The 23,626-nt window shown below is 61.3% G+C and carries 20 protein-coding genes; 13 read left to right on the forward strand and 7 right to left on the reverse strand.

Annotation, left to right across the window (positions count from 1 at the left end; translation table 11 throughout):
• Nucleotides 1-3 precede the first annotated feature (3 nt).
• On the forward strand, nucleotides 4-1,749 hold the full coding sequence (gene recJ / locus LJ360_RS06470; protein ID WP_264995634.1) for a single-stranded-DNA-specific exonuclease RecJ: 1,746 nt from the start codon (nucleotides 4-6) through the stop codon (nucleotides 1,747-1,749).
• A 23-nt stretch (nucleotides 1,750-1,772) separates the two neighbouring features.
• Here recJ and lnt read toward each other — a convergent pair whose 3' ends face one another.
• The 5 genes from lnt to miaB form a co-directional block, all read right to left on the reverse strand.
• Nucleotides 1,773-3,302 (reverse strand): apolipoprotein N-acyltransferase, encoded by a 1,530-nt coding sequence (lnt, locus tag LJ360_RS06475; RefSeq protein WP_264995635.1) that lies wholly within the window; start codon nucleotides 3,300-3,302, stop codon nucleotides 1,773-1,775.
• The gene (locus tag LJ360_RS06480) at nucleotides 3,292-4,140 is read right to left on the reverse strand and encodes an HlyC/CorC family transporter (RefSeq protein WP_091849165.1); all 849 of its coding nucleotides are present in this window, start codon (nucleotides 4,138-4,140) and stop codon (nucleotides 3,292-3,294) included. Before LJ360_RS06480 ends, lnt begins: the two co-directional genes overlap by 11 nt.
• Nucleotides 4,137-4,610, reverse strand: a complete 474-nt coding sequence (ybeY, locus tag LJ360_RS06485) for an rRNA maturation RNase YbeY (protein ID WP_091849164.1) — start codon at nucleotides 4,608-4,610, stop codon at nucleotides 4,137-4,139. The genes LJ360_RS06480 and ybeY overlap by 4 nt, the downstream gene beginning before the upstream one ends.
• Nucleotides 4,607-5,587, reverse strand: a complete 981-nt coding sequence (locus tag LJ360_RS06490; protein ID WP_091849163.1) for a PhoH family protein — start codon at nucleotides 5,585-5,587, stop codon at nucleotides 4,607-4,609. Before LJ360_RS06490 ends, ybeY begins: the two co-directional genes overlap by 4 nt.
• A 193-nt stretch (nucleotides 5,588-5,780) precedes the next feature.
• On the reverse strand, nucleotides 5,781-7,127 hold the full coding sequence (gene miaB / locus LJ360_RS06495; protein ID WP_091849162.1) for a tRNA (N6-isopentenyl adenosine(37)-C2)-methylthiotransferase MiaB: 1,347 nt from the start codon (nucleotides 7,125-7,127) through the stop codon (nucleotides 5,781-5,783).
• Nucleotides 7,128-7,306: 179 nt separating this feature from the next.
• Here miaB and trmH point away from each other — a divergent pair, with 179 nt between their 5' ends.
• Complete coding sequence (gene trmH / locus LJ360_RS06500) at nucleotides 7,307-8,014, forward strand: tRNA (guanosine(18)-2'-O)-methyltransferase TrmH (protein ID WP_091849161.1); 708 nt, start codon at nucleotides 7,307-7,309, stop codon at nucleotides 8,012-8,014.
• Between the two features lie 9 nt (nucleotides 8,015-8,023).
• Here the strand turns inward: trmH and LJ360_RS06505 are convergent, their stop codons facing one another.
• Nucleotides 8,024-9,043, reverse strand: coding sequence for a nucleoid-associated protein (locus LJ360_RS06505; protein WP_091849160.1), 1,020 nt, complete (start codon nucleotides 9,041-9,043; stop codon nucleotides 8,024-8,026).
• A 64-nt stretch (nucleotides 9,044-9,107) separates the two neighbouring features.
• Nucleotides 9,108-10,163: a tRNA epoxyqueuosine(34) reductase QueG gene (gene queG / locus LJ360_RS06510; RefSeq protein ID WP_091849159.1), complete on the reverse strand. Its 1,056-nt coding sequence runs from the start codon at nucleotides 10,161-10,163 to the stop codon at nucleotides 9,108-9,110.
• 117 nt (nucleotides 10,164-10,280) lie between these two features.
• Here queG and LJ360_RS06515 point away from each other — a divergent pair, with 117 nt between their 5' ends.
• From LJ360_RS06515 to LJ360_RS06565, 11 genes are all read left to right on the forward strand, one after another.
• Complete coding sequence (locus LJ360_RS06515) at nucleotides 10,281-11,867, forward strand: NAD(P)H-hydrate dehydratase (protein ID WP_091849158.1); 1,587 nt, start codon at nucleotides 10,281-10,283, stop codon at nucleotides 11,865-11,867.
• Entirely contained in the window at nucleotides 11,860-12,390 is a 531-nt protein-coding gene (gene tsaE / locus LJ360_RS06520) for a tRNA (adenosine(37)-N6)-threonylcarbamoyltransferase complex ATPase subunit type 1 TsaE (RefSeq protein ID WP_264995636.1), read from the forward strand. Before LJ360_RS06515 ends, tsaE begins: the two co-directional genes overlap by 8 nt.
• A 10-nt stretch (nucleotides 12,391-12,400) precedes the next feature.
• A complete protein-coding gene (locus LJ360_RS06525) occupies nucleotides 12,401-13,765 on the forward strand; it encodes an N-acetylmuramoyl-L-alanine amidase (protein ID WP_091849156.1) in 1,365 nt (454 codons plus the stop codon).
• Nucleotides 13,766-13,853: 88 nt separating this feature from the next.
• Nucleotides 13,854-15,785, forward strand: coding sequence for a DNA mismatch repair endonuclease MutL (mutL, locus tag LJ360_RS06530; protein ID WP_264995637.1), 1,932 nt, complete (start codon nucleotides 13,854-13,856; stop codon nucleotides 15,783-15,785).
• Entirely contained in the window at nucleotides 15,785-16,792 is a 1,008-nt protein-coding gene (miaA, locus tag LJ360_RS06535; protein ID WP_091849153.1) for a tRNA (adenosine(37)-N6)-dimethylallyltransferase MiaA, read from the forward strand. The genes mutL and miaA overlap by 1 nt, the downstream gene beginning before the upstream one ends.
• Before the next feature lie 158 nt (nucleotides 16,793-16,950).
• Nucleotides 16,951-17,202: an RNA chaperone Hfq gene (gene hfq, locus LJ360_RS06540; protein ID WP_091849152.1), complete on the forward strand. Its 252-nt coding sequence runs from the start codon at nucleotides 16,951-16,953 to the stop codon at nucleotides 17,200-17,202.
• 157 nt (nucleotides 17,203-17,359) lie between these two features.
• The gene (hflX, locus tag LJ360_RS06545) at nucleotides 17,360-18,655 is read left to right on the forward strand and encodes a ribosome rescue GTPase HflX (protein WP_264995638.1); all 1,296 of its coding nucleotides are present in this window, start codon (nucleotides 17,360-17,362) and stop codon (nucleotides 18,653-18,655) included.
• 116 nt (nucleotides 18,656-18,771) lie between these two features.
• Nucleotides 18,772-19,989, forward strand: coding sequence for an FtsH protease activity modulator HflK (hflK, locus tag LJ360_RS06550; RefSeq protein ID WP_091849150.1), 1,218 nt, complete (start codon nucleotides 18,772-18,774; stop codon nucleotides 19,987-19,989).
• Nucleotides 19,990-19,991: 2 nt separating this feature from the next.
• The gene (gene hflC / locus LJ360_RS06555) at nucleotides 19,992-20,870 is read left to right on the forward strand and encodes a protease modulator HflC (protein WP_091849149.1); all 879 of its coding nucleotides are present in this window, start codon (nucleotides 19,992-19,994) and stop codon (nucleotides 20,868-20,870) included.
• A gap of 160 nt (nucleotides 20,871-21,030) precedes the next feature.
• Nucleotides 21,031-22,218: an ATP phosphoribosyltransferase regulatory subunit gene (locus tag LJ360_RS06560; protein WP_264995639.1), complete on the forward strand. Its 1,188-nt coding sequence runs from the start codon at nucleotides 21,031-21,033 to the stop codon at nucleotides 22,216-22,218.
• 78 nt (nucleotides 22,219-22,296) lie between these two features.
• Nucleotides 22,297-23,592, forward strand: coding sequence for an adenylosuccinate synthase (locus LJ360_RS06565; protein WP_264995640.1), 1,296 nt, complete (start codon nucleotides 22,297-22,299; stop codon nucleotides 23,590-23,592).
• Nucleotides 23,593-23,626 lie beyond the last annotated feature (34 nt).

Consider the following 23,626-nt stretch of genomic DNA (forward strand, 5'->3'; position numbering starts at 1 on the left):
CCTATGACCCCCAGAAAAATCCTGAGACGCTCCGGTCCGTCAACCGTGACGGACTGGGGGCGGGACCTGCCCCCTTTGCTGCGCCGCCTTTACGCCGTTCGTGGTGTTACCTCGGATGATGAACTGGCTTACACGCTGAAGCACCTTGCCTCGCCGATGTCGCTCAGAGGTATCGATCGTGCTGTCACCCTGCTGGCTGAGGCCATCGAAGGGCAGCAATCGGTGTTGATTCTCGGCGATTTCGACGCCGATGGCGCCACCAGTACCGCCGTTGCCATGCTGGGGCTGTCCATGCTCGGCCTGGGTGACGTGGATTTCCGCGTACCCAGCCGCTTCGCCGACGGCTATGGCCTGACACCCGGTATTATCCACCGCCTGGTGGAGGAGGGCGCGGCTCCCGACCTTCTGGTGACCGTCGATAACGGCATTTCCGCCCACGAAGGGATCGCCGCCGCGCGGGCCGCTGGCATGAAGGTGGTGGTCACGGACCACCACCTCGCCGGGGACAGCCTGCCCGACGCCGATGCCATCGTTAACCCCAATCAGCCGGGGTGTCCTTTCCTGAGTAAGAATGCCGCCGGCGTGGGCGTCATGTTCTATGTGCTGACGGCGTTGCGAAAATATCTGAGAGAATCGGGTCGGCTGCCAAGCCCGGAACCCAACCTTGGCAGTCTGCTGGACCTGGTGGCCCTGGGTACCGTGGCCGATGTGGTGCCCCTGGATCACAATAACCGGATATTCGTGGAGCAGGGTTTGCGCCGCATCCGCCAGGGCCTGGCAAGGCCGGGCATCCTTGCGCTGCTGGAAGTGGCGGGCCGGGACCACACCGCGATCAGCTCCACCGACCTTGGCTTTGTGGTGGGTCCCCGCCTGAATGCGGCCGGCCGCCTGGATGATATGAGTATCGGTATTGCATGCCTGCTGGCGGACAATCCCGGTGAAGCGAGGCGACTGGCCACTGAGCTGGACAGCTTTAACCGGGAACGCCGGACCATCGAGCGGGAAATGAAGGCCCAGGCCCAGGAACTGTTGGCTTCCATGTCGCTGGACCTGGAAGGACTGCCCTGGGGGCTGGCGCTGTTCGATCCGGACTGGCACCAGGGGGTAATCGGCATCCTTGCTGCGCGGATCCGCGAGCAGACTCACCGACCTACGATTGCCTTCGCGCCGGATGATGACGGGATTCATATCAAGGGGTCGGCCCGGTCTATTCCAGGCCTCCATATCCGGGACGCCCTGGCGGTTGTGGACACCCGCCATCCTGGCCTGCTGAAAAAGTTTGGTGGTCACGCCATGGCCGCGGGAATGACCATCGAGCGGGACCAGCTGGAGCGCTTTAGCCAGGCCTTTGACCGGGCCGTTCGCGATACGCTGACATCGGAAGACCTGGAGGCAGCCATTGTCACCGACGGGCCACTGAGCCCGTCGGAAATGAGCCTTGAAACGGCGCAATTGCTCAAGAAAGCAGGTCCATGGGGGCAGCACTTCCCGGAACCCCTGTTCGACGGCGAATTCCGGGTCATCAGCCAGCGGATTGTGGGGGAGAACCATCTGAAGATGGTATTGCAGCCGGTGGATGGACAGGTGGCGGTAGATGGAATCGCGTTCAACACCGGCCCGGAAGTGCCAGATTTTACCCGTTGCGGTGCCCGGGTGGTGTACAAGCCGGACGCCAACACCTTTCGCGGGCGCACCAGCCTGCAACTTCTGATCGATTACCTGGAACCCAGACGGGACACTAGCCGCTGACCAGCCGGGTTCCGGTTCGGTGGTCAACGGTTCTTCGGAATCACCCGCTCCCGCACGAAGACGACCAGGATGGCCGCCAGGGTCAGTACCGGCCAGGAACCGGTGAGCATGAAGGGGGTATTGCCACTGACGGTGCGCAGCTCGCCGGTGAGCACTTCCCGCTCGAACTGGGGAATATCGCCACGTATCTGGCCTTTATTGTCGATCACCGCCGTTACCCCGTTGTTGGTGCCCCGCAACATATAGCGCCCGGTTTCGAGGGCGCGCATCCTTGCCATCTGCAGGTGCTGGTGAGGGCCGATCGAATCGCCGAACCAGCCATCATTACTGATGGTCACCAGCAGGTTGCCCCGGCGTGCGTTCATGGCTACAAAGTCCGGGTAGGCCACCTCATAACAGATAGCGGGCATTAGCCTGGCCTCCCCGGCTATCAGCGGGTCCTGGTATTTCGGTCCGGGGCTGAAACTGGACATGGGCAGGTCAAAGAAACCGATAATACCCCGTAGCCACTGCTCCAGGGGCACGTACTCTCCGAATGGCACCAGTTTCTGCTTGTGGTAAACACCGCCGCCTTCGTCGCCAATGGCAAGTATGGAGTTGTGGTAAGTGTAGTCTTCCCGGTTGGTACTGTAGGTGTACCAGGGGATGCCACTGATCAGCACGCTCTCCTCACCAAGCTTCGAGCGGATATGCTCGATGATGGGCCCGGCTTCGTCCTGGGTGATGGGGATGGCGGTTTCCGGCCAAAGTATAATGTCCCGGTCCCAGTCCTCTTCCGTCAGGCCCAGGTAAACCATTAGCTGGTCCCGGAGAAAATCCGGATCCCACTTGATCTGCTGGGGGATGTTGCCTTGCATGGTGGCAAAGGTGAGGGGCTTATTGCTGACTTCGGTCCAGGGAAAGCGGTTCAGGGCCGGACCGGCCAGCCAGAGCGCCAGCGTGCAAACACCCAGAATGGCTGCAGGTGCGTATCTGCGACTGCGGGCGAGGCTATAGAGCCCATAGAGTGCAGCGCCGGTGCCGGTAATGATCAGCGTGATGGCATGAACGCCGGCCAGTGGTGCCCAGCCTGCCAGCGGGCCGTCCACGTGGGCGGTGCCCAGGTACAGCCAGGGAAAGCCGGTGAGCAGCCAGCCGCGGATCCAGTCGGTCAGCACCCATACCGCCGGAAACAGGATCAGCCGGCGAACCGGGCTCTCCTTTGCCAGCTTGCCCCAGCCCCAGAAGGCAATGCCGTGGACCAGCGCCAGGCCGGCCACGAACAGCGTCATCAGCAATGCGGCGACGGGAATGGATGTGTTGCCGTGTTCGCTGATGCTGACGTAGATCCAGGTGACACCGGATGCAAACAGGCCAAGACCAGTCAGCCAGCCCGACAGGAAAAGCTGCCGGCCGGTCTGGAACAGGGTAACGGAAAGTATCAGGGCAACAGATAGCGGCCCCAGCCACCACCATTCCCAGGGGGAGAAGGTCAGCGTCTGCAGCGCACCGGCAACCAGCAGCACCAGCGCCGCGGCCCAGCGGGGTGCGCGGGCCAGCGGGTTACTCAACATCGTCCCGGGTTACCTGCAGTAACCGGATGACCCGGTTGTCGGCGTTGGCAATGGTGAAGGTAAAACCGTAGAAGCTGATGATTTCACCCCGGCGGGGCAGATGGCCGAATTCCTTGAGGACGACACCGCCAATGGTATCGAACTCCTGTTCGTCGATATCCGTGCCGAAGAATTCGTTGAAGTCCTCTACGGAGGTCACCGCCTTGACCGCCCACGAGCCATCTCCGTGGGGCTTTATGTTGGTTTCCTCGTCAAAGTCGTGCTCGTCCTCGATCTCGCCAACAATCTGTTCCAGCACATCCTCGATGGTGATCAGGCCGGCAGTGCCGCCATACTCGTCCACCACAATGGCCATGTGGTTGCGGGTTTCCTTGAATTCCTTGAGCAACTGGTTCAGGCGCTTGCTCTCGGGTACAAAGGTGGGCGGACGCAGGATCTCGCGAATCCGGTTCCAGTTGAGCTCGTTGTTCAGGGCCAGAGGCAGCAGGTCCTTGGCAAGCAGCACGCCGATCACGTCATCCTGGCTGTCGCCAATCACGGGGAAGCGGCTGTGGGCAGAGTCGATGATTTCCTTGAGGAAGGCCTTTGGTTCCTGGGAGGCCTTCACGGTCACCATCTGGGAGCGGGGAATCATGATCTCGTCGACGCGCATGTCAATCACTTGCATGGCGCCTTCGATGATGCTCATGGCATCAGTGTCGATAATGTTGTGTTCTTCGGCGTCGCGAAGGATCTCCAGCACGTCCTCGACGGACTCAGGCTCGCTGGAGAAAGCCTGGGATATTCGCTCCAGCCAGGACTTGCGGTCCTGGCCGCGACTCGACTGATCGTCGCTCATGGGTGTGGTTCCGATTCCTCTGTCTCATAGGGGTTGTTATAGCCAAGTTCGGCCAGCAACCGGATTTCCAGGGCTTCCATGACCTCGGCGTCGGCATCTTCAATATGGTCGTAACCCTGAAGGTGCAACATGCCATGGATGATCATATGGGCCCAGTGTTCTTCGGGAGTCTTGTTCTGTTCGGCGGCTTCCCGCGCCACCACGGGTGCACAGATTACCAGGTCACCGGCCAGAGGCACTGTTATACCGGGTGGCGCTTCAAATGGGAAGGACAGCACGTTGGTGGGTTTGTCCTTGCCCCGATACTGGTGGTTGAGTTGCCGGCTCTCATTTTCGTCCACCAGCCGCACGGTGACTTCTGAATCGTGGTCCTGCCGCCAGCCGGCCCGTGCCCAGCGAATGAGGTCGTTATCGCCAGGCAGGGTCTCGTCTTCGATAATCCGCTGGATATCAACGGTCAGCTGGCTCATACCGGGTCGCCGTCACCGAAGTTGTCGTAGGCTTCCACGATGCGCTGAACAAGGGGGTGGCGGACCACGTCGGCGGACTCGAAGCGCGTAAAGCCGATGCCTGAAACCTTACTGAGTACGCTGGCGGCATGGATAAGCCCGGAGTTCTGTCCTCGGGGCAGGTCCACCTGGGTGGTATCACCGGTGATCACAGCGGTGGAGCCAAAGCCGATGCGGGTCAGGAACATCTTCATTTGCTCGCGGGTGGTGTTCTGGCTCTCGTCGAGGATGATGAACGAGTTGTTCAGTGTGCGTCCGCGCATGAAGGCCAGTGGTGCGATTTCGATGACACTTTTCTCGATCAGGCGGGTCACCTGTTCAAAGCCCAGCATTTCGTAGAGGGCGTCGTAAAGAGGGCGCAGGTAGGGGTCTACCTTCTGGGCCAGGTCGCCGGGCAGGAAGCCGAGTTTTTCGCCGGCTTCCACTGCCGGGCGTACCAGCAGTATGCGTTTGACCTGTTCGTCCTTGAGGGCTTCCACAGCGCAGGCGACAGCGAGCCAGGTCTTGCCGGTACCGGCCGGGCCAATGCCGAAGTTGACGTCGTGGCTGCGGATATTATGGACGTACTTTTGCTGGTTCTTGCCTCTGGGCCGGGCCTGGAGCTTGGGTGTCTTGATGACGATCTGGTTGCCGTCCCACTCGGAGGCTTCGGGCATGCGCTCGAAGCCGGATTCCCGGATGAACAGGTGGACGGTTTCCGGGCTGATGTCGTCGGTGGCTTCGGTTTCCCGGTAGAGGTGGCGAATGACTTCGGTGGCGGCGGTGGCGTTCTCCGGGGCGCCTTCGATGCGGAAGTGGTGGCCGCGGCGGCCGATGCGCACGTTCATGCGACGCTCGATGTGTTTGAGGTGTTCGTCAAACTGGCCGCACAGGACGGTTAGCCGGCGCTGGTCGGCCGGGCTCAGATCAAATTGTCTTGCTTCGGTGGTTGTAGTCAATCTTTCCTCTGTTTCGGTTTGGGGGTTGGGCCGCGGGGCGGGGGAGGCTTTTCTTTCGGAAAAAGAACTCGCTTCGCTCAGACACCTTTTTCCTGCAGAAAAGCCTCCCCACCCCACGGCCTTCCCAGCGTTAGTGCGAATCTCACTTATAACTCCGCATCACGACCGATCGGACGTTGGGCCTTACTGCCTCTCAGTATAGCTCCGCGTTGACCGGGATGCCGCGAAGGGAATTCGGTAACGCTTCCTTGATTTCCACTTCGATAAAGTGGCCAACCACCTCGGGGTTGTCGTGGCGGAAGTTCACGATGCGGTTGTTCTCGGTGCGGCCGGCGTACTCGCCCGGGTCTTTTTTGGACAGGCCAGTGACCAGGATGCGCTGGGTGGTGCCCACCATCTTGCGGCTGATGTCCATGGCCTGCTGGTTGATTCGCTGCTGCAGGATGGCCAGGCGCTGTTTCTTGACGTCCATCGGGGTATCGTCCGGCAGGTCGGAGGCCGGGGTGCCGGGACGGGCGCTGTAGATGAAGCTGAAGGACACGTCGAAGCCGATGTCATTGATCAGCTTCATGGTGTCTTCGAAGTCCTTGTCGGTCTCCCCGGGGAAGCCGATGATGAAGTCGGACGAGAAGCTGATGTCCGGGCGGATCTTGCGCAGGCGGCGCAGCTTCGATTTGTATTCGATCGCCGTATGGCCGCGTTTCATGGCTGCCAGGATGCGGTCGGAGCCGCTCTGCACCGGCAGGTGCAGGTGGCTGACCAACTCCGGCACGCGTTGGTAGACGTCGATCAGCGCGTCCGAGAACTCCACCGGGTGCGAGGTGGTGTAGCGGATGCGATCGATGCCGTCGATGGTGGCGATCACTTCGATGAGTTCCGCCAGGTCCATGGTGTCGCCGTCGTGGGTTTCGCCCCGGTAAGCGTTGACGTTCTGGCCCAGCAGGTTTACCTCACGCACGCCCTGGCTGGCCAGGTGGGCGACTTCCACGATGACGTCGTCCACAGGTCGGCTGACTTCTTCGCCACGGGTGTAGGGCACCACGCAGAAGGTGCAGTACTTGCTGCAGCCTTCCATGATCGACACGAAGGCGGAGGGGCCATTGGCGCCGGGCTCCGGGAGGTTGTCGAACTTCTCAATTTCCGGGAAGCTGACATCCACTACGCCGACACCATTACCCTTGGTCCTGATTTCGGTGATCATGTCCGGCAGGCGGTGCAGGGTCTGGGGGCCGAACACCATGTCCACGTAGGGCGCCCGGTCGATAATCGCCTGGCCTTCCTGGCTCGCAACACAACCGCCGACGCCGATGATCAGTTCCGGCTTGTGCTTTTTGAGACCCTTCCAGCGGCCGAGTTGGTGGAAGACCTTTTCCTGGGCCTTTTCCCGGATGGAACAGGTGTTCAGCAACAGGATGTCGGCGTCTTCCGGGGTGTCGGTCATTTCCACCGCTTCGCCGGTCTTGAGCAGGTCCGCCATGCGGGCGGAGTCGTACTCGTTCATCTGGCAGCCGTGGGTCTTGATGTAAAGCTTCTTGGCCATGGGTCTCAACTAACCTGGTGAATTCGGCGCCTGCGGGACGCTGGCAGAATCGGACCGCGTATTATAACGGTGTGGCTATTCATCAACCACCGTTGTCTCGGTTAGTTGGTAGTCAGTTATGGTAAAATGCCGGGCTTTTACGGCCCTGATGCTCTCCGACCGCAGTAGAAGACCTGACTATGACTCCCGAACGCCTCGCCCGTATCAAGCAGATCCTGGACACCCGCCAGCCTGATCTCAGTGTACTGACCGACCAGGTCCACAAGCCCCGCAACCTGTCCGCCATTATCCGCTCCTGCGATGCCTTTGGCCTGGCCAATATGCACGTGGTGTGGCCGAAAGAGGGTTTCAGGGCGTTCCGCAAGACCGCCGGGGGCAGCTATCACTGGGTTCGTACCCATACCCACCCGACCATGGACGAGGCGGTTGCCTCTCTGAAAGCCAGGGGCCACAGGCTGTATGCGGCCCAACTGTCCGACCGGGCGGTGGATTACCGGGAGGTGGACTATACCGTGCCCTGTACCGTGATCATGGGCAACGAAGTGGATGGGGTCAGCGCCAACGCCTCCGACCAGGCGGACGAGCACATCATCATTCCGATGATGGGCATGGTGGAGTCCCTGAATGTGTCCTCTGCCTGCGCGATTATTCTGGCCGAGGCCCAGCGGCAGCGAAAACTGGCGGGCCTGTTCGACCAGCGACGGCTGCCGGATGAGGACTACATGCGCCTGCTGTTCCAATGGTGCCAGCCCACGGTCAAACGCTATTGCGACGACCGTAACCTGGCGTACCCGCCGATCGATCCGGAAACCGGGGAGCTGATTGACGGGGTAGGGTGGATGAACCAGGTCCGCAAGCAGCGGCATCCGGAGCTGGCGGAGGACTGAGCGACTTTATTATTCGCCGTCCCGGCCTTCCAGGTACCGCTGCAACTGCTCCCGCAAGGCCTTGGGCAGGCGGGTGATGGTCAGGGCGTCCCTGTCACGGTCGTAGTAGACCGCCTGGTTGACCAGGTCCGACGAGAACGACAGGCTCATGCCGCCACCGGAGCCGGCGATGCGCACCAGTTTCTTCACCTTGCGGTGGTCCGGGTGGAGTACACCGCTTTCGGGGACCTCGGCATTCTGCGAGGCGAATTCCCGGAAACGCTCTGGCTGGCTCTCGTCCAGGTAGCCGGACAGGGCGCCAATCTCTACCGGCTCGCCCAGGGCGTGCTGCTCCTTGCAGAATTCGTAGGCCTTCGCCCGTACTTCGCCGGCTTTCTCCGGTTCCGCGGACTTGGCGAAAGCTTCCACCGCGTCCAGGAAGGTCATGGTTTCTTTCTCCACATCCACCTGGTTGGTGAAACCACAAAGGCGGATGAACAGGTCACCGCCTTCGCCCGTGCCACGGCCATGGACCAGGGTCAGGTGGTTGTCGCTGCCGTTGTCGCCCAGCCAGTCGTCCAGTTCGATGCGCAGCGCCAGGTTCAGGCGCGACAGGCTGAGTACGTCAGTGGCGTCCAGGGCCTGGTTGCTGTCAAAGCGCATGGCACTGTCACTCTCCAGTACCAGCAGGTAGGCCACTTCACCATCGGCCAGCGCCTCGTGGACCAGCATCAGGTGGCCGGAGAACTCCTCCTGGGCGCTGTCGAGCAATTCCTTGAACTGGCCGAACAGCCGGTCGGTCAGGGAGGCGAAGGATTGCTTCTCTTCCATATAGTCTTTCAGCCAGGCGCTGAAGGGATGTTCGCCGATGTCTTCGGAGAAGCGGCCGTACTTCTTGCCCGGCTTGCTGTTGAACAGGCGTTTCATCTGCTTGTGCAGCATCTCGTAGTCGCCGCCGGGTTCCTGCAAGGGGTCGCCGGCTTGCAGCCGGGCAGGCTGCCCGGGCTGGTACTGGCTGGCAAAGGCGGTTCTCAGGTGCTTGATGGCCATGGTACGGATGTTCCTGCTGATGATTCCGGGAAGTGAGGGGCGGATTTTGCCACGGATGGCCGGGCTATTCGATGCCGTGGCGCGCCAGGGCCCAGTGAACATGTTCGCGGACCAGTTCCGAGGGGTGGTCAACCCTTGATTTCAATGCCTCAATCACCGGAATGGTGGACGGCGCATTACCCAGGCCCACCGCCAGGTTGCGTAGCCAGCCTTCGTAGCCGGTGCGGCGAATGGCAGAGCCCTCGGTGCGCTTGAGGAATTCGTCTTCGGTCCAGCGGAACAGCTCGGCCAGGGTACTGTTGTCGAGGTTGTGCCGGGGGCTGAAGTCTTCTTCCCTGGTTGGCTTGCTGAAGCGGTTCCAGGGGCAAGCCAGCTGGCAGTCGTCGCAGCCAAATACCCGGTTGCCCATCAATGGACGCAAATCTTCGGGTATGGCGCCTTTCAGTTCGATGGTCAGATAGCTGATGCAGCGCCGGGCATCCAACACGTAAGGCCCGGCAAAGGCATTGGTGGGGCAGGTATCCAGGCAAGCTGTGCAGCTGCCGCAATGGTCTTTCTCAAAGGCCGGCGTAACCGGCAGCGGTGCTGACGTGAATATCTCCCCCAGGAAGAAATACGAGCCGGCCTTTGGGTTCAGTACCAGGGTGTTCTTGCCGATCCAGCCCAGGCCGGCCCGCTGGGCCAGGGCTTTTTCCATCACCGGGGCGCTGTCGGTAAAGGCCCGATAGTCGTACCCGTGCAATTCCGAGTCAATGCGTTTGGCCAGGTGGGTCAGGCGCTTGCGGATCAGTTTGTGGTAATCCCGGCCCAGGGCGTAGCGGGTGACGTAGGCCTTCTCCGGGTCTTGCAGCACCTGCTGAGGGTTATCTGGTGCGTTGCGGTAGTCCATGCGAACCGAGATGACCCTTTCGGTGCCGGGCACCAGTGCGGTGGGCGTATAGCGTTTGTCGCCGTGGTGGCCCATCCATTCCATCTCTCCCTGCAGGCCCTGTTCCAGCCATTGCTGTAAGCGCTGGGCGTGCACGCCGGTTTCCGGCCTGGTGATGCCGATATCGCTGAAGCCCAGCTCCCGGGCCCATTCGCGGATACGGGCAGGGAAATCTTCGAGTGCAGAGGTCATGGATCGGAGTTACTATTGGTTAAAGTGTGGTCTATGCCTGAATTTTGCTATGCTTAACAGATAGCTGGCAAAAACAGTTAAACTGGATTCTTGAAACCTGACAGGTTCTGGCCCGTTATGCCGACAACCCACAGCTTAACAGAATCGCTCTTCACTGCAGATGGTGTGCAGGCCATTGATCGCTTTCTTATTGAAGATCAAGGTGTTGATGGGTATGAGCTGATGCAGAAAGCCGCCCGTGCCGCTTTCCGACAACTGGTGCGGCACTGGTCAGGTGCAGCGTCTGTGCTGGTGCTTTGTGGGGCTGGCAATAATGGTGGCGATGGGTACCTGGTGGCCCTCAATGCCCTGCGCCAGGGACTTGCCGTTGACTGTATCGCCGTTGCGGACCCGCAAAAACTGTCCGGTGATGCCCGTCGAGCCTGTCGGGATGCGGAAGAGGCTGGCGTGGCCATCCGTCAGTGGCAGGCCCTCGCGGGTGACGAGCGGGTCCGGCTTTTCGCCGGATCACCGGTGGTGGTGGATGCCATGCTGGGAACCGGTGTGCGGGGTCAACCTAGGACACCGTTCGACGAAGTGGTTCGCCAGGTCAATGCCAGCGGCTGTCCGGTGCTGGCCGTCGACGTACCTTCCGGGCTCGACGCCAGTCGTGGTGTGGCAGAGGGTGACGCAGTGGTGGCGGACATTACGGTTACCTTTATTGGCCAGAAGCTGGGGCTGTTGACGGGGCAAGGGCCGCATTTCGCTGGCAAGGTTGTCCATGACACCCTGGGTGCCGATCAGGTTTGCGAGACCTTTCCGATAGCGGCCGTGGCTTCGCTGGCCAACTGGCAGCGTTGCCAGTACTCGCTGCCACCACTGTCCCGTTCCGCCCACAAGGGCAATTTCGGGCATGTTCTCGTGATAGCTGGTGACCGGGGTTTTGGCGGTGCCGGGCTGCTGGCGGCCGAGGCCGCAGCTCGCAGCGGGGCTGGGCTGGTCACCCTGGCCACCCGGCCGGAGCATGTCGCCCCCGCGCTGTCCCGGTGTCCATCATTGATGGTTCGCGGCGTTGTGCATGGCAATGAACTGGCGCCGCTTCTCAGCAAGGCGGATGTAGTGGTGTGCGGGCCGGGTCTGGGTCAGTCCGCCTGGGGCCAGCAGATGTTGCAGCAGGTACTGGAGGCTGACAAACCCCGCTTGCTGGATGCGGACGCCCTGAACCTGATGGCGAACCGGGTACCGGTGGTTTCGGACCAGCAGGTCATCACCCCTCATCCGGGAGAAGCGGCCCGGCTGTTGTCGTGCGGTGTTTCTGATATTGAGGCGGACCGTTGTGCATCGGCCCGCTCCCTGCAGGAGCGATTTGGCGGTGTGGCCCTGCTGAAAGGCGCAGGCACCCTGGTCGCTGCCCCGGACCAGCTTCCGGTTCTCATCGCAGGCGCAAATCCTGGTATGGCCACCGGAGGAATGGGGGATGTGTTGTCCGGTATTCTGGGGGCGTTCATGGCACAGGCCCTCAAGGCGCAGAGCATGTCATTGGCTGACGGAGTCGTGCTTGGGGCTTCACTCCACCTTGCCGCCGCTGACCGGGCTTCCCGCTGTCGAGGCTATCGTGGACTCTTGCCAATGGATGTTATCGATACGCTGCCGGGCGTTCTCGCTGGTGCAGAGTTCCGTTTGGAAAAAACCGGGGTGACTGCCATGGGGGTATCGGATGACTGAGCAGAGGTTCTGGCTGGCGGATGAGGCGGCCACTGTGGCGGCCGGTAAAAGTCTTGCAAATGCGGTGAAATCGGTGGCTTCCGCTGACGGGGTTGTTATATTCCTTCATGGCACCCTGGGCGCCGGCAAGACCACGTTCAGCCGCGGTTTTATCCAGGGCCTGGGTCACCAGGGCGCGGTGAAAAGTCCAACCTACACACTGGTGGAGCCCTACGAACAGTTACAGCCCGCCACCTGGCACTTTGATCTGTACCGGCTGGGCGACCCGGAAGAGCTGGAATTCATGGGTATCCGGGATTACCTGGCGCCGGGTAATGTCTGCCTGGTGGAGTGGCCGGAACGCGGTGAGGGTATTCTGCCGGTACCGGACCTGAAGTTGACCTTGGCGCCGGAGCGTGGTGGCCGTTCGCTGGCTTTCCGGGCCCGAAGTGCCATCGGCAGGGCGCTACTGAGCCACTTGGCAGAACAGGCCGATTTCGCTGCCAGTGCCGGGCGGCAACAAACAGAGACGGACCAGGATTGAGGGCCCGCATATGACAATAACAGGATTGATTACAGGCTCATTGCGCAGGTTACTGCTACCGCTTTTCGCCCTGGCGCTCACGGCTATGCCGGCCCTGGCTTCCACCGAGGTTGAGGGTGCCCGTATCTGGCCGGCACCGGATCACACCCGGCTGGTGTTTGACACCCGGTCGCCGGTGGAGCACACCATTTTTTCGCTGGAGAACCCGTCCAGGTTGGTGATTGATTTGAAAGATGCCAGCCTGAAGGCCCGGCTGGATCAACTTGACCTGAAAGGCAGCCCTGTACGCAGGATTCGCAGCGCTGCCCGCAATGGCGACGACCTGCGGGTAGTGCTGGACCTGAGCAAGGACATCAAGCCCCGCAGTTTTCAGCTCGAACCCAATCAGCAGTATGGCCATCGACTGGTCATCGACCTGATCGAGGAAGACCGGGAGTCCCTCAGCGACATGACCCGCCCCATCGTCCGTGAGGATACCGGCGGCAAGCGGGATGTCATCGTGGTGATCGATGCCGGCCATGGCGGTGAGGACCCGGGGGCTATCGGGCCTTCCGGGACCCGGGAAAAGGACGTGGTTCTCGCCCTTGCCCGTCGCCTGGAAAAGCTGATCGACAGCAAGCCCGGGTATGAGGCCCGGCTGACTCGCACAGGGGACTACTTTATCGACCTGCGCCGGCGCACGCTGCTGGCGAGAAAGCACAAGGCGGATCTGTTCGTATCGGTCCATGCGGATGCCTTCCACAGTCCCCAGCCCAGGGGTGCGTCGGTATTTGCATTGTCCCAGCGGGGGGCGACCAGTGAGACCGCCCGCTGGCTGGCCCGCAGTGAGAACCGCTCGGACCTGATCGGTGGCGAAGGTGGGGTCACCCTGGGGGACAAGGATGATGTGCTGGCCGGCGTTCTGCTGGACCTGTCCATGACGGCAAGTATCAACGCCAGTGTGGGCGTGGGTGACTATATCCTTAAAAAGCTGGGTAATGTCACCAGGCTACACAAGTCCGGTGTGGAGCAGGCGGCGTTTGTGGTGCTCAAGTCCCCGGACATCCCCTCGATCCTGGTTGAGGCCGGGTTTATCTCCAACCCCCAGGAAGAGAGGAACCTGCTCAGCTCTGCCCACCAGAACAAGGTCGCCCAAGCTGTGTTCGAGGGCATTGACGAATACTTCAACAACGTGCCACCCCCCGGTACCTTGCTGGCGTGGCAAAAACGCCAGAAAGGGGGAACCGCTGTCAGCGAATACCGGGTGCAGCGGGGTGACACGCTGTCGGCCGTTGCCCGTCGCAACCAGGTCAGTGTTGAAGCTATCAAGCGGGTCAACGGCCTGACCAATGACGTGGTCATGGTTGGCCAGACCCTGCAGATTCCCAGTTCATGACAAACGGGGGCGGCTGACGCCCCCGTGAATCTGTTATCATCCGGCCATCAGTTTCACCATTCATTGATTGCCGGAGACTCATCCCTCAATGCCTTCCATCAAGCTGCTGTCCCCCCGGCTGGCCAACCAGATTGCGGCCGGGGAGGTGGTCGAACGTCCCGCCTCGGTTCTCAAGGAGTTGGTCGAAAACGCCCTGGACGCCGGAGCCCGTCGCATCGACGTGGAGGTGGAGCAGGGGGGTGTTCGCCTGATCCGGGTGAGGGATGATGGTGTTGGTATCCCGGAGGACGAGCTGCCCCTGGCGCTGAGTCGCCATGCTACCAGCAAGATCGCAACCCTGGATGACCTTGAGGCAGTGGCGTCCCTGGGTTTCCGCGGCGAGGCACTGGCCAGTATCAGCTCCGTATCCCGGCTTACACTCACCTCACGAACGGTAGAGCAGGAAGCAGCCAGCCGGGTGGAGGTGGAAGGGCGTGATATGGACGCCCGGGTTTCGCCGGCCGCCCACCCGGTAGGCACTACCGTGGAAGTGCGGGATCTGTTCTTCAATACACCGGCACGGCGCAAGTTCCTGCGAACCGAAAAGACCGAATTCGGCCACGTGGAAGAAGTGCTGCGGCGGCAGGCGCTGGGCCGGTTCGATACCGGCTTTACCCTTCGGCACAACCAGAAAGTGGTCCACAGCCTGAGGCCGGCGGAGAGCGACCTGGACCATGAGCGTCGCATTGGTTCACTGTGCGGGCAGAAGTTCATCGACAATGCCGTGGTGATCGACGCTGAAGCTACCGGGCTGAGACTTCGCGGCTGGGTTGCCCTGCCCACCTTTTCCCGCAGTCAGGCGGACCTGCAGTACTTTTTCGTCAATGGCCGTGTTATTCGCGACCGCCTGGTCGCGCACGCGGTGCGCCAGGCCTATCGGGATGTTTTATATAATAACCGCCATCCCGCCTTTGTACTTTACCTGGAACTGGACCCGGCCAACGTGGATGTTAACGTGCACCCTACCAAGCACGAAGTCCGCTTTCGCGACGGGCGCCTGGTCCATGACTTTATCTTCCGCACCCTTCACCGGGCGCTGGCGGATGTGCGCCCGGATGACCACTTCCGCGGCGCTGTTGCCCAGTCCCTGGGGCGCGAAGCTGGCACCGATCATCCCCAGCCAGCTGCCATGCAGGCAACGGGTGGTGCGTCAGCTCCCGCTGCGGGACCGGAAGCCGGCCCGGGCTGGGCGGGTACCGAGGCCTGGAAGGCCCGCAACCAGGGGCAGCCCCGGTCACCCTGGGAAGCCAGGGATCAGATGGCCTTCTACCGGTCTCTGAGTGAAGGAGGTGGCCCCGCACAGGCCGGGGAGCTCCAGGCCCGGCCGAGACCCTATCCCCAGACCCAGCCAACCCCGGCCATGGGATCCACGGTCCCGGAAGAGGGAGAGCATGGCGAACCGCCCCTTGGCTATGCCATTGCCCAGTTGCACGGTATCTATATCCTGGCCCAGGGTCGCCAGGGCATGATCATCGTGGATATGCATGCCGCTCACGAGCGTATCACCTATGAGCGAATGAAGCGTGCGCTGGACGCCCAGGACCTGACCAGCCAGCCCTTGCTGGTACCGGTCTCCGTTGCCGTTAGCCAGAAGGAGGCAGCACTGGCGGAAGACTGTGCCGGTGACCTGGCGACCCTCGGGTTGGTGGTGGAGCGGATCGGTCCGGAAACCCTGGCGGTCAGGCAGTTGCCGGCGCTGTTGCGGGGGGCAGACGCCGAGCAGTTGCTGCGGGACGTGCTGGCGGATCTGATAACCCACGGCCAGAGTGACAGGGTGGAGGCCCAGACCCACGAGCTGCTCGGCACCATGGCCTGTCATGGCTCAGTACGGGCCAATCGCCAGCTCACGATTCCCGAGATGAATGCCCTTTTGCGGGATATGGAAGCCACTGAACGCAGCGGTCAGTGTAACCATGGCCGGCCCACCTGGACCCTGGTGACCCTGCCTGAACTGGACAAGCTGTTCCTGCGGGGCCGCTGATGGCAGTGTCATCCCCGCAGCCGCCCCTCGCCATCCTGCTGATGGGCCCAACCGCGTCCGGCAAGACAGACCTCGCTATGGAGCTGTGTGAACATCTGCCCTGCGACATCATTAGCGTTGACTCAGCGATGATTTACCGGGGCATGGATATCGGCACCGCCAAGCCCTCCAGGGAAGAGCTGGCGCGGGCACCCCACCGCCTGATCGATATCTGCGACCCGGCGGAGACCTACTCGGCGGCAGACTTCCGCCGGGACGCCCTGCGCGAAATGGACGCCATTGCCCGGGCTGGTCGTATCCCGTTGCTGGTAGGCGGTACCATGATGTACTTCAAGGCCCTGCTGCAGGGTATGGGTGATCTGCCTGCCGCTAACCCCGGGGTCCGCCAGGAGTTGGAGCAACTGGCCTCCCGTGAGGGCTGGCCGGAATTGCACAGACAACTGGCAGAGGCAGACCCAATAGCGGCGGAACTGGTTCACCCCAATAACCGTCAGCGGCTATTGAGGGCACTGGAGGTTTACCGGGTAACCGGGCGCCCTATCTCGTCGTTCTGGCAAACCGGGACAAATATCAAGGATTACCCGTATTTGACCAACTGGCAGGCAGACGCGGTCCACCGGCTGCCGTATACTGTTGTCCAGTTTGCCCTGACGCCGCCAGAGCGCCAGCAGCTGCATAACCGTATCCGGGACCGCTTCCAGGCCATGCTGGAACAGGGTTTTCTGGAAGAGGTCAGGGGGCTGATGGCTCGTGCTGACCTCACGCCGGACATGCCCTCCATGCGGAGCGTGGGCTATCGCCAGGTCTGGTCATGGCTGGCCGGCGAGGGTGATTACGGGGACATGGTGGAACGGGGTGTTGCTGCCACCCGGCAACTGGCGAAACGCCAGCTGACCTGGCTGAGAAAGTGGCAGGATGTGACCTGGCTCGAAACTGAAGCCGGTGAAAATCTCGCCATTGCCTTGAAAAAACTCGAATCTCACACCACATTGAAGTCGGGGCGCTGAGGATCAGGGCTTCAGGCTTTGCCGGAGGTTCACCGGGAACTTCACTGGAGGTATCCGGTCCCGATTGGCTGCTGACCTGGCATTGGTTAATGCTGGTGCGTTTGGCGGCTGTAACACAACGACGATCTGCACTATCAGAAAAATACAGGAGAAATAACATGTCAAAAGGGCACTCTCTACAAGACCCTTACCTCAACGCACTGCGCAAGGAGCGTATCCCGGTTTCCATCTTCCTGGTGAACGGTATCAAGCTTCAGGGCCAGGTAGAGTCCTTCGACCAGTTTGTCATTCTGCTTAAGAATACCGTCAGCCAGATGGTCTACAAGCATGCGATTTCCACCGTTGTACCTGCCCGGAATGTTCGCATTCCCCAGCAGAACCCGGCTGGAGAGAATGAATCGGAAGACTGACAGCACCTCGGGGTTTTGTCGTCAGGCCCGCACAGGCTGACCAGGTAATGCTGGTTCAGGCTGTGCGGGTTTTTACATTTTTATCCATTAGATTATTGCTTCGGTGTTGGGGAAAGATCTTCTCCGAAGCTGTCTGAAGAGACGGGAGAAAGACTGATTGTTTGAGCGTCCTGATGTCGGTGAGCGAGCCGTGCTTGTTCATATCGAATTCAGCTCCCATGGCAGTGCCATGGAAGACCTTGGCGAATTCCGGGAACTGGTGACGTCCGCAGGCGTTGAGCCGGTGGCGGAAGTCACGGGGTCCCGCAACCAGCCCAGCCCGAGGCTGTTCGTGGGCGAAGGCAAGCTGGAAGAAATCCGTGATATGGCGGCCGCGTGCGAGGCTGACGTGGTGCTGTTCAACCACGCCCTTAGCCCCAGCCAGGAGCGGAATATTGAACGGGAACTGAAGTGCCGGGTGCTTGACCGTACCGGTGTTATCCTCGATATCTTTGCCCAGCGGGCCCGAACCCATGAGGGCAAGTTGCAGGTGGAACTTGCCCAGTTGGAGCACATGTCTACCCGTCTCGTGCGGGGCTGGACCCACCTGGAGCGCCAGAAAGGCGGTATCGGCCTGCGCGGCCCGGGGGAAACCCAGCTGGAGACTGATCGGCGACTGCTGAGAGAACGCATCAAGGCGATTCACAAGCGTCTGGAGAAGGTGCGCCGGCAGCGGGACCAGGGGCGCCGTGCCCGAAAAAAGGCAGATATTCCTACTGTCTCCCTGGTGGGCTACACCAATGCCGGCAAGTCGACGCTTTTCAATCGTATCACTGAGTCTGGCGTCTACGCGGCAGACCAGCTGTTCGCCACCCTGGACCCGACATTGCGACGGCTGGAACTTCCCGACATCGGACCTGTCGTTATTGCGGATACAGTGGGATTTATCCGCCACCTTCCCCACAAGCTTGTGGAAGCTTTCCGGGCAACCCTGGAAGAAACCGTCCAGGCATCATTATTGTTGCACGTCGTGGACTGTCACGATGAGCGCCGGGAAGAGAACATGGAGCAGGTGGAAAACGTGCTCCACGAGATTGGCGCTGACGAAGTTCCATTCCTCCAGGTGTTCAACAAGATAGACCTGCTTGAAGACTTCACGCCGAGGGTCGAGCGTAATGAAAGTGGTGACCCAGTGCGGGTGTGGGTATCTGCCCAGACCGGGCAGGGCATGGAGTTACTCTTTGACGCGATTGTTGAGCGCCTTGCGGAAGACCTGCTCCACCAGCGAGTGGTACTGGGGCCAGCCGATGGCAAGCTCCGGGCCTTGCTTCATGAGGCGGGCTCGGTGCTCAGGGAGGATTATCTGGAGAACGGTGATGTGGCGGTGGAAGTCCGCCTGCAGAGCCGTGACTGGTTCCAGTTGCTCAGTCGCGCCGGCCTGTCGGCGGATCAGGTGAGGGTTGACGCTCCCTGATCACAGGATTCGGGTCTGTTGCCTGTGAAAACACCGCTGGCTATTGCCGGGGCACGTATAAATCCCTAGTATTTGCAGCCATTCGCAACGCTTTAAACGCATAGACGGAGAGACCTATGGCCTGGAATGAACCGGGTGGAAATCGCAACGACAACGACCCCTGGGGCACCGGTGGTGGTCGTCGTGGCGGCAACGATCAGGGGCCCCCTGACCTGGATGAGGCCCTGAAAAAGGGGCTGGACAAGCTCAACCGCATGCTGGGCGGCAAGGGTGGTAATCGCTCCGGTGGTTCCGGCGGGTCCGGCGGCAAGGGCGGTGGTGCTGGCCTGGGCGCCGTGTTTGCCCTGGGCGCCATCATCGTCGTGGGCTATGTCGTCTTCCAGTCGTTCTATACCGTCGACGAACAGGAGCGGGCCGTGGTCCTTCGCTTTGGTGAATACCATCGTACGGAAAATCCGGGTCTGCGCTTCAAGCTGCCGCTGGTGGAACAGGCGACCAAGGTTCGTGTCACCAACGTTCGTAACGCCGAGTCCCAGGGCCAGATGCTGACTGAGGACGAGAACATCGTTACCGTCGACCTCCAGGTTCAGTACCGGGTGTCCGATGCGAAGGCCTATGTGCTGAATGTCCGGGACTCAAACCAGGCCCTGGCTTTCGCCACCGACAGCGCGCTGCGCCACGAAGTGGGCAGCTCGGTGCTGGATGACGTGCTGACCGAGGGGCGTGCCGAGCTGGCCATCCGCGTCGAGCAGCGCCTGCAGCGCTTCCTCGTCGACTACGGTACTGGTCTGGAAATCGTCCAGGTCAACGTGGAAAGCACCCAGCCCCCTGAAGCGGTGCAGGATGCCTTCCGCGAAGTTCAGCGTGCCCGGGAAGACGAGCAGCGCTTCAAGGAAGAGGCCGAGACCTATCGTAACCGGATCGTTCCGGAAGCCCGGGGCCGTGCCCAACGGCTGATCGAGGAGGCCAACGCCTATCGCGATGAGGTCATCGAGCGCGCCCGTGGTGAAACTGCGCGCTTCACCGAGTTACTGTCGGTCTACCAGATGGCACCTGAGGTGACCCGTGAGCGGATGTATTTGCAGGCGCTCGAGAACGTCTACTCCAACACCACCAAGGTTCTGGTGGATACCGCCAGCACCGGCAACATGATGTACCTGCCGCTGGATCGCATGTTCGGCAGTCAGGGCGGTAGCTCCAGTGGTGCCAGCAACTCCGGTTCTCTGGACAGCAGCCAGCGCCAGGATGAACAAAGCATCCAGGCACTGACGGACAGGGTGATTGAAGAGCTGCGCAGCCGCCAGGAATTGAATAACAGCCGGAGGAGTCGATAATCATGGGGCCTAAAAGCATAGCGGGCCTTGCAGGTGCCCTCGTTGTCATCCTGCTGGTTCTGTCCAGCGTGTATATCATCCCGGAAACCCACCGTGGCGTGGTGCTCCGGTTCGGTGAGCTGATCGAAACCGACGTGCCTGCCGGGCTGCACTTCAAGGTGCCGGTGGTTGACCAGGTCCGGGAGTTCGACATCCGGGTGCTGACAACGGACCTGCCGGCCAAGCAGTACCTGACCATTGAGAAAAAGCCGCTGGACGTGGATTCCTACGTGGCCTGGCGGATCCAGGACGTAGACGAGTATTACCGTTCGACGGGTGGTGACGAGCTGCGTGCCCAGTCGCTGCTGCTGTCCCGTATCGACAACGGGCTGCGGGACGAGTTCGGTGTCCGTACCATGCACGAGGTGGTCTCGGGTCAGCGGGATGAGCTGATGGAAACCCTGCGGGACAGGGTTAATGAGCGGGTGCGTGAAGCTTTCGGTATTGAAGTGCTGGACATCCGGGTCAAGGCCATCGAGCTGCCTCAGTCGGTGAGTGAAAACGTCTACCGGCGCATGGCGACCGAGCGCGAGAAACTGGCGCAGGAATTCCGCTCACGGGGCCGTGAGTTGGCGGAGGGTATCCGCGCCGATGCCGACCGGCAGCGTACCGTGACCCTGGCCGAAGCCTTTGCCACCGCCGAGGAAACCCGTGGTGAAGGGGATGGTCAGGCCGCCAGAATCTATGCGGACGCCTATGGCAATGATCCTGAGTTCTACCGCCTGTACCGTAGCCTTGAAGCCTACCAGAAGACGTTCTCTGGCAAGGACGACGTGATGGTCATCGACAGCGACAGTGAATTCATGCGCTACTTCAAGGACGCCAACCCGGCCGCGAACTGATCAGCCCGCACCGGTTGAATGAAACCGGACCCCTTCGGCACTGGCTGGGGCGGTCCGGTTTTTTGTGGCCGGCAAAGGTGTAGAATCCGCCGGGTTTTGGGTAAATGTTTGCATCCGGTAATCTCGCCCCCAACTGAATTCAGCAGAAGGTAAACAGGTTATGACGGTTTCTGACCGCTGGCTGCTTCCTGACGGCGTAGAAGACATCCTGCCGCCGCTGGCCGGCCAGATTGAGTCCCTGCGCCGGGAAGTCATGGACACGTGCCAGCGCTGGGGTTATCAGCTGGTGATCCCGCCACTGATCGAATACCTCGACTCCCTGTTTACCGGTACCGGCCACGACCTGGCCCTGCAGACGTTCAAGCTGACCGATCAGCTGACAGGGCGTATGATGGGGGTGCGCGCAGATATGACACCCCAGGCGGCTCGTATCGATGCCCACACCCTGCACCAGGACGGCATCACCCGTCTGTGCTACGCCGGACACGTGCTCCATGCACGCCCCCAACATATGCTGACAGGCCGAACCCCTATCCAGGCAGGCTGTGAGTTATTTGGCAGCTCCTCGGAAGAGGCCGACCTGGAAGTCATCCGGCTCATGCTGGAGTCCCTGCGTGTTGCTGGCGTTCCTGAGGTGCACCTCGACCTTGCCCACGTGGCGGTTTACCAGTCACTGATCGAAGCTGCGGATTTTGATGAGGACACCGAGGCCGCCATTTTTGACGCCATGGCGCGGAAGTCCATTCCCGAGCTTGACCAGCTGCTGGGGCAGTGTCCACCGGACACCCCGGGGGCCTATCTGCGCGCTCTCGCCAGGGTGAGTGGCGGCCTGGATGCCCTGAAAGAGGCCCGCCGGGTACTGGCAGGGGCACCGGCCAATGTGATTGGCGCCCTGGATCAGCTCAAACGGATTGCTGAGCGGTTGCGGGAGAGCCATCCGGACCTCCGCCTCGGTTTCGACTTCTGCGAGCTGCGGGGCTACAACTATCACACCGGGCTGGTTTTCGCGGCCTACGTCCCTGGCCACGGTGATGCGGTCGGGAAGGGCGGCCGCTACGATGCCATCGGCCAGGATTTCGGTCGCGCCCGTCCAGCCACCGGTTTCAGCCTTGATGTCAGGGCCCTTGTGGCGCTCGGTCGCCGCACTGTACGCCGAAGCGCGGTCATCTGGGCGCCGGCGGACCCGGATCCGTCCCTGGATGCGGCTGTCGCAAGGCTACGTACGACAGAAGCCGTTGTAAGGGCACTGCCTGAGGACGTCAGCGTCAACCCGGCTGAGCGGGGTTGCGACCGTGTATTGGTCAAGCGCGATGGCCAGTGGGTAGTGGAACAACTCGAGATTCAGTAGGCAGGGCCGACACCTGCCTATCTCTGCGATTCATACTGACAGTGACCGGTCGCTGACCGGGCCATATGAGAGATTGTCATGGGAAAGAACGTTGTAGTGCTGGGCACCCAGTGGGGTGATGAAGGCAAGGGCAAGATCGTTGATCTGCTGACGGACCAGGTCGCGGCGGTTGTCCGCTTCCAGGGGGGGCATAATGCGGGCCATACCCTGGTGATCGAGGGCAAGAAGACCGCCCTGCACCTGATTCCGTCCGGTATCCTGCGGGAGCATGTCCAGTGCCTTATCGGCAACGGTGTCGTGCTTTCCCCGGACGCGCTACTCAAGGAGGTTCGTGAGCTTGAAGAGCGGGGCGTAGCCGTCCGTGATCGCCTTCGCATCAGCTACGCCTGCCCGCTGATTCTTCCGACCCATGTTCGTATCGACCAGGCTCGCGAGCGTGCCCGCGGCAACGACAAGATCGGCACCACCGGCCGCGGTATCGGCCCGGCATACGAGGACAAGGTCTCCCGCCGTGGCCTGCGCCTTGGTGACCTGTGCAACCCGCAGGCCTTCGAGGCGAAACTGCGGGAAATCATGACCTATCATAACTTCGTGCTGACGGAGTATTTCCGGGACGAGCCGGAGGACATCGACCAGGCACTGGCTACGCTGCGCCAGATGGGTGAAGAGATCCTTCCCATGGCGGCAGACGTCACCGACCTTCTGCACGACTACCGCAAGCGTGGCGAGAACATCCTGTTTGAGGGGGCTCAGGGCTCCCTGCTGGATATCGATCTTGGTACCTACCCCTATGTCACCTCCTCGAACACCACTGCAGGGGGAACAGCAACGGGCTCCGGGTTTGGCCCGCTGTTCCTGGACTACGTGCTGGGTATTACCAAGGCTTACACCACACGGGTTGGCTCAGGTCCCTTCCCCACGGAGCTGTTCGATGACATGGGCCAGCACCTGGCGATCAAGGGCAATGAAGTGGGTACCACCACGGGTCGTTCCCGTCGTTGTGGCTGGTTTGACGCGGTCGCACTGCGTCACGCGATCCAGATCAACAGCGTGTCCGGTATCTGCCTGACCAAGCTGGATGTGCTGGACGGGATGGAAACCGTAAAGGTCTGTGTAGGTTACAAGACGCCGAACGGTGAAATAGGCCGCCCACCTATCAATGTGGAAGAGTACAGCCTGATCGAGCCGGTCTATGAGGAGCTGCCCGGCTGGAGCGAGAGTACCGTCGGCCTGACCGCTATTGATCAGCTACCGGCCAACGCCCGGGCCTATATCCGGTTCCTTGAGGAGCAGATCGAGGCGCCCATTGATATCATTTCCACCGGTCCGGACCGGGTGGAAACCATCACCATGCGCCACCCCTTCGGCGCATAATAGTCAGTAACTGCCGGGCGGGGGCTTAAGCCCG

It is taken from the genome of Marinobacter sp. AN1 (assembly GCF_026013985.1).
GTDB classification, from domain to species: Bacteria; Pseudomonadota; Gammaproteobacteria; order Pseudomonadales; family Oleiphilaceae; genus Marinobacter; species Marinobacter segnicrescens.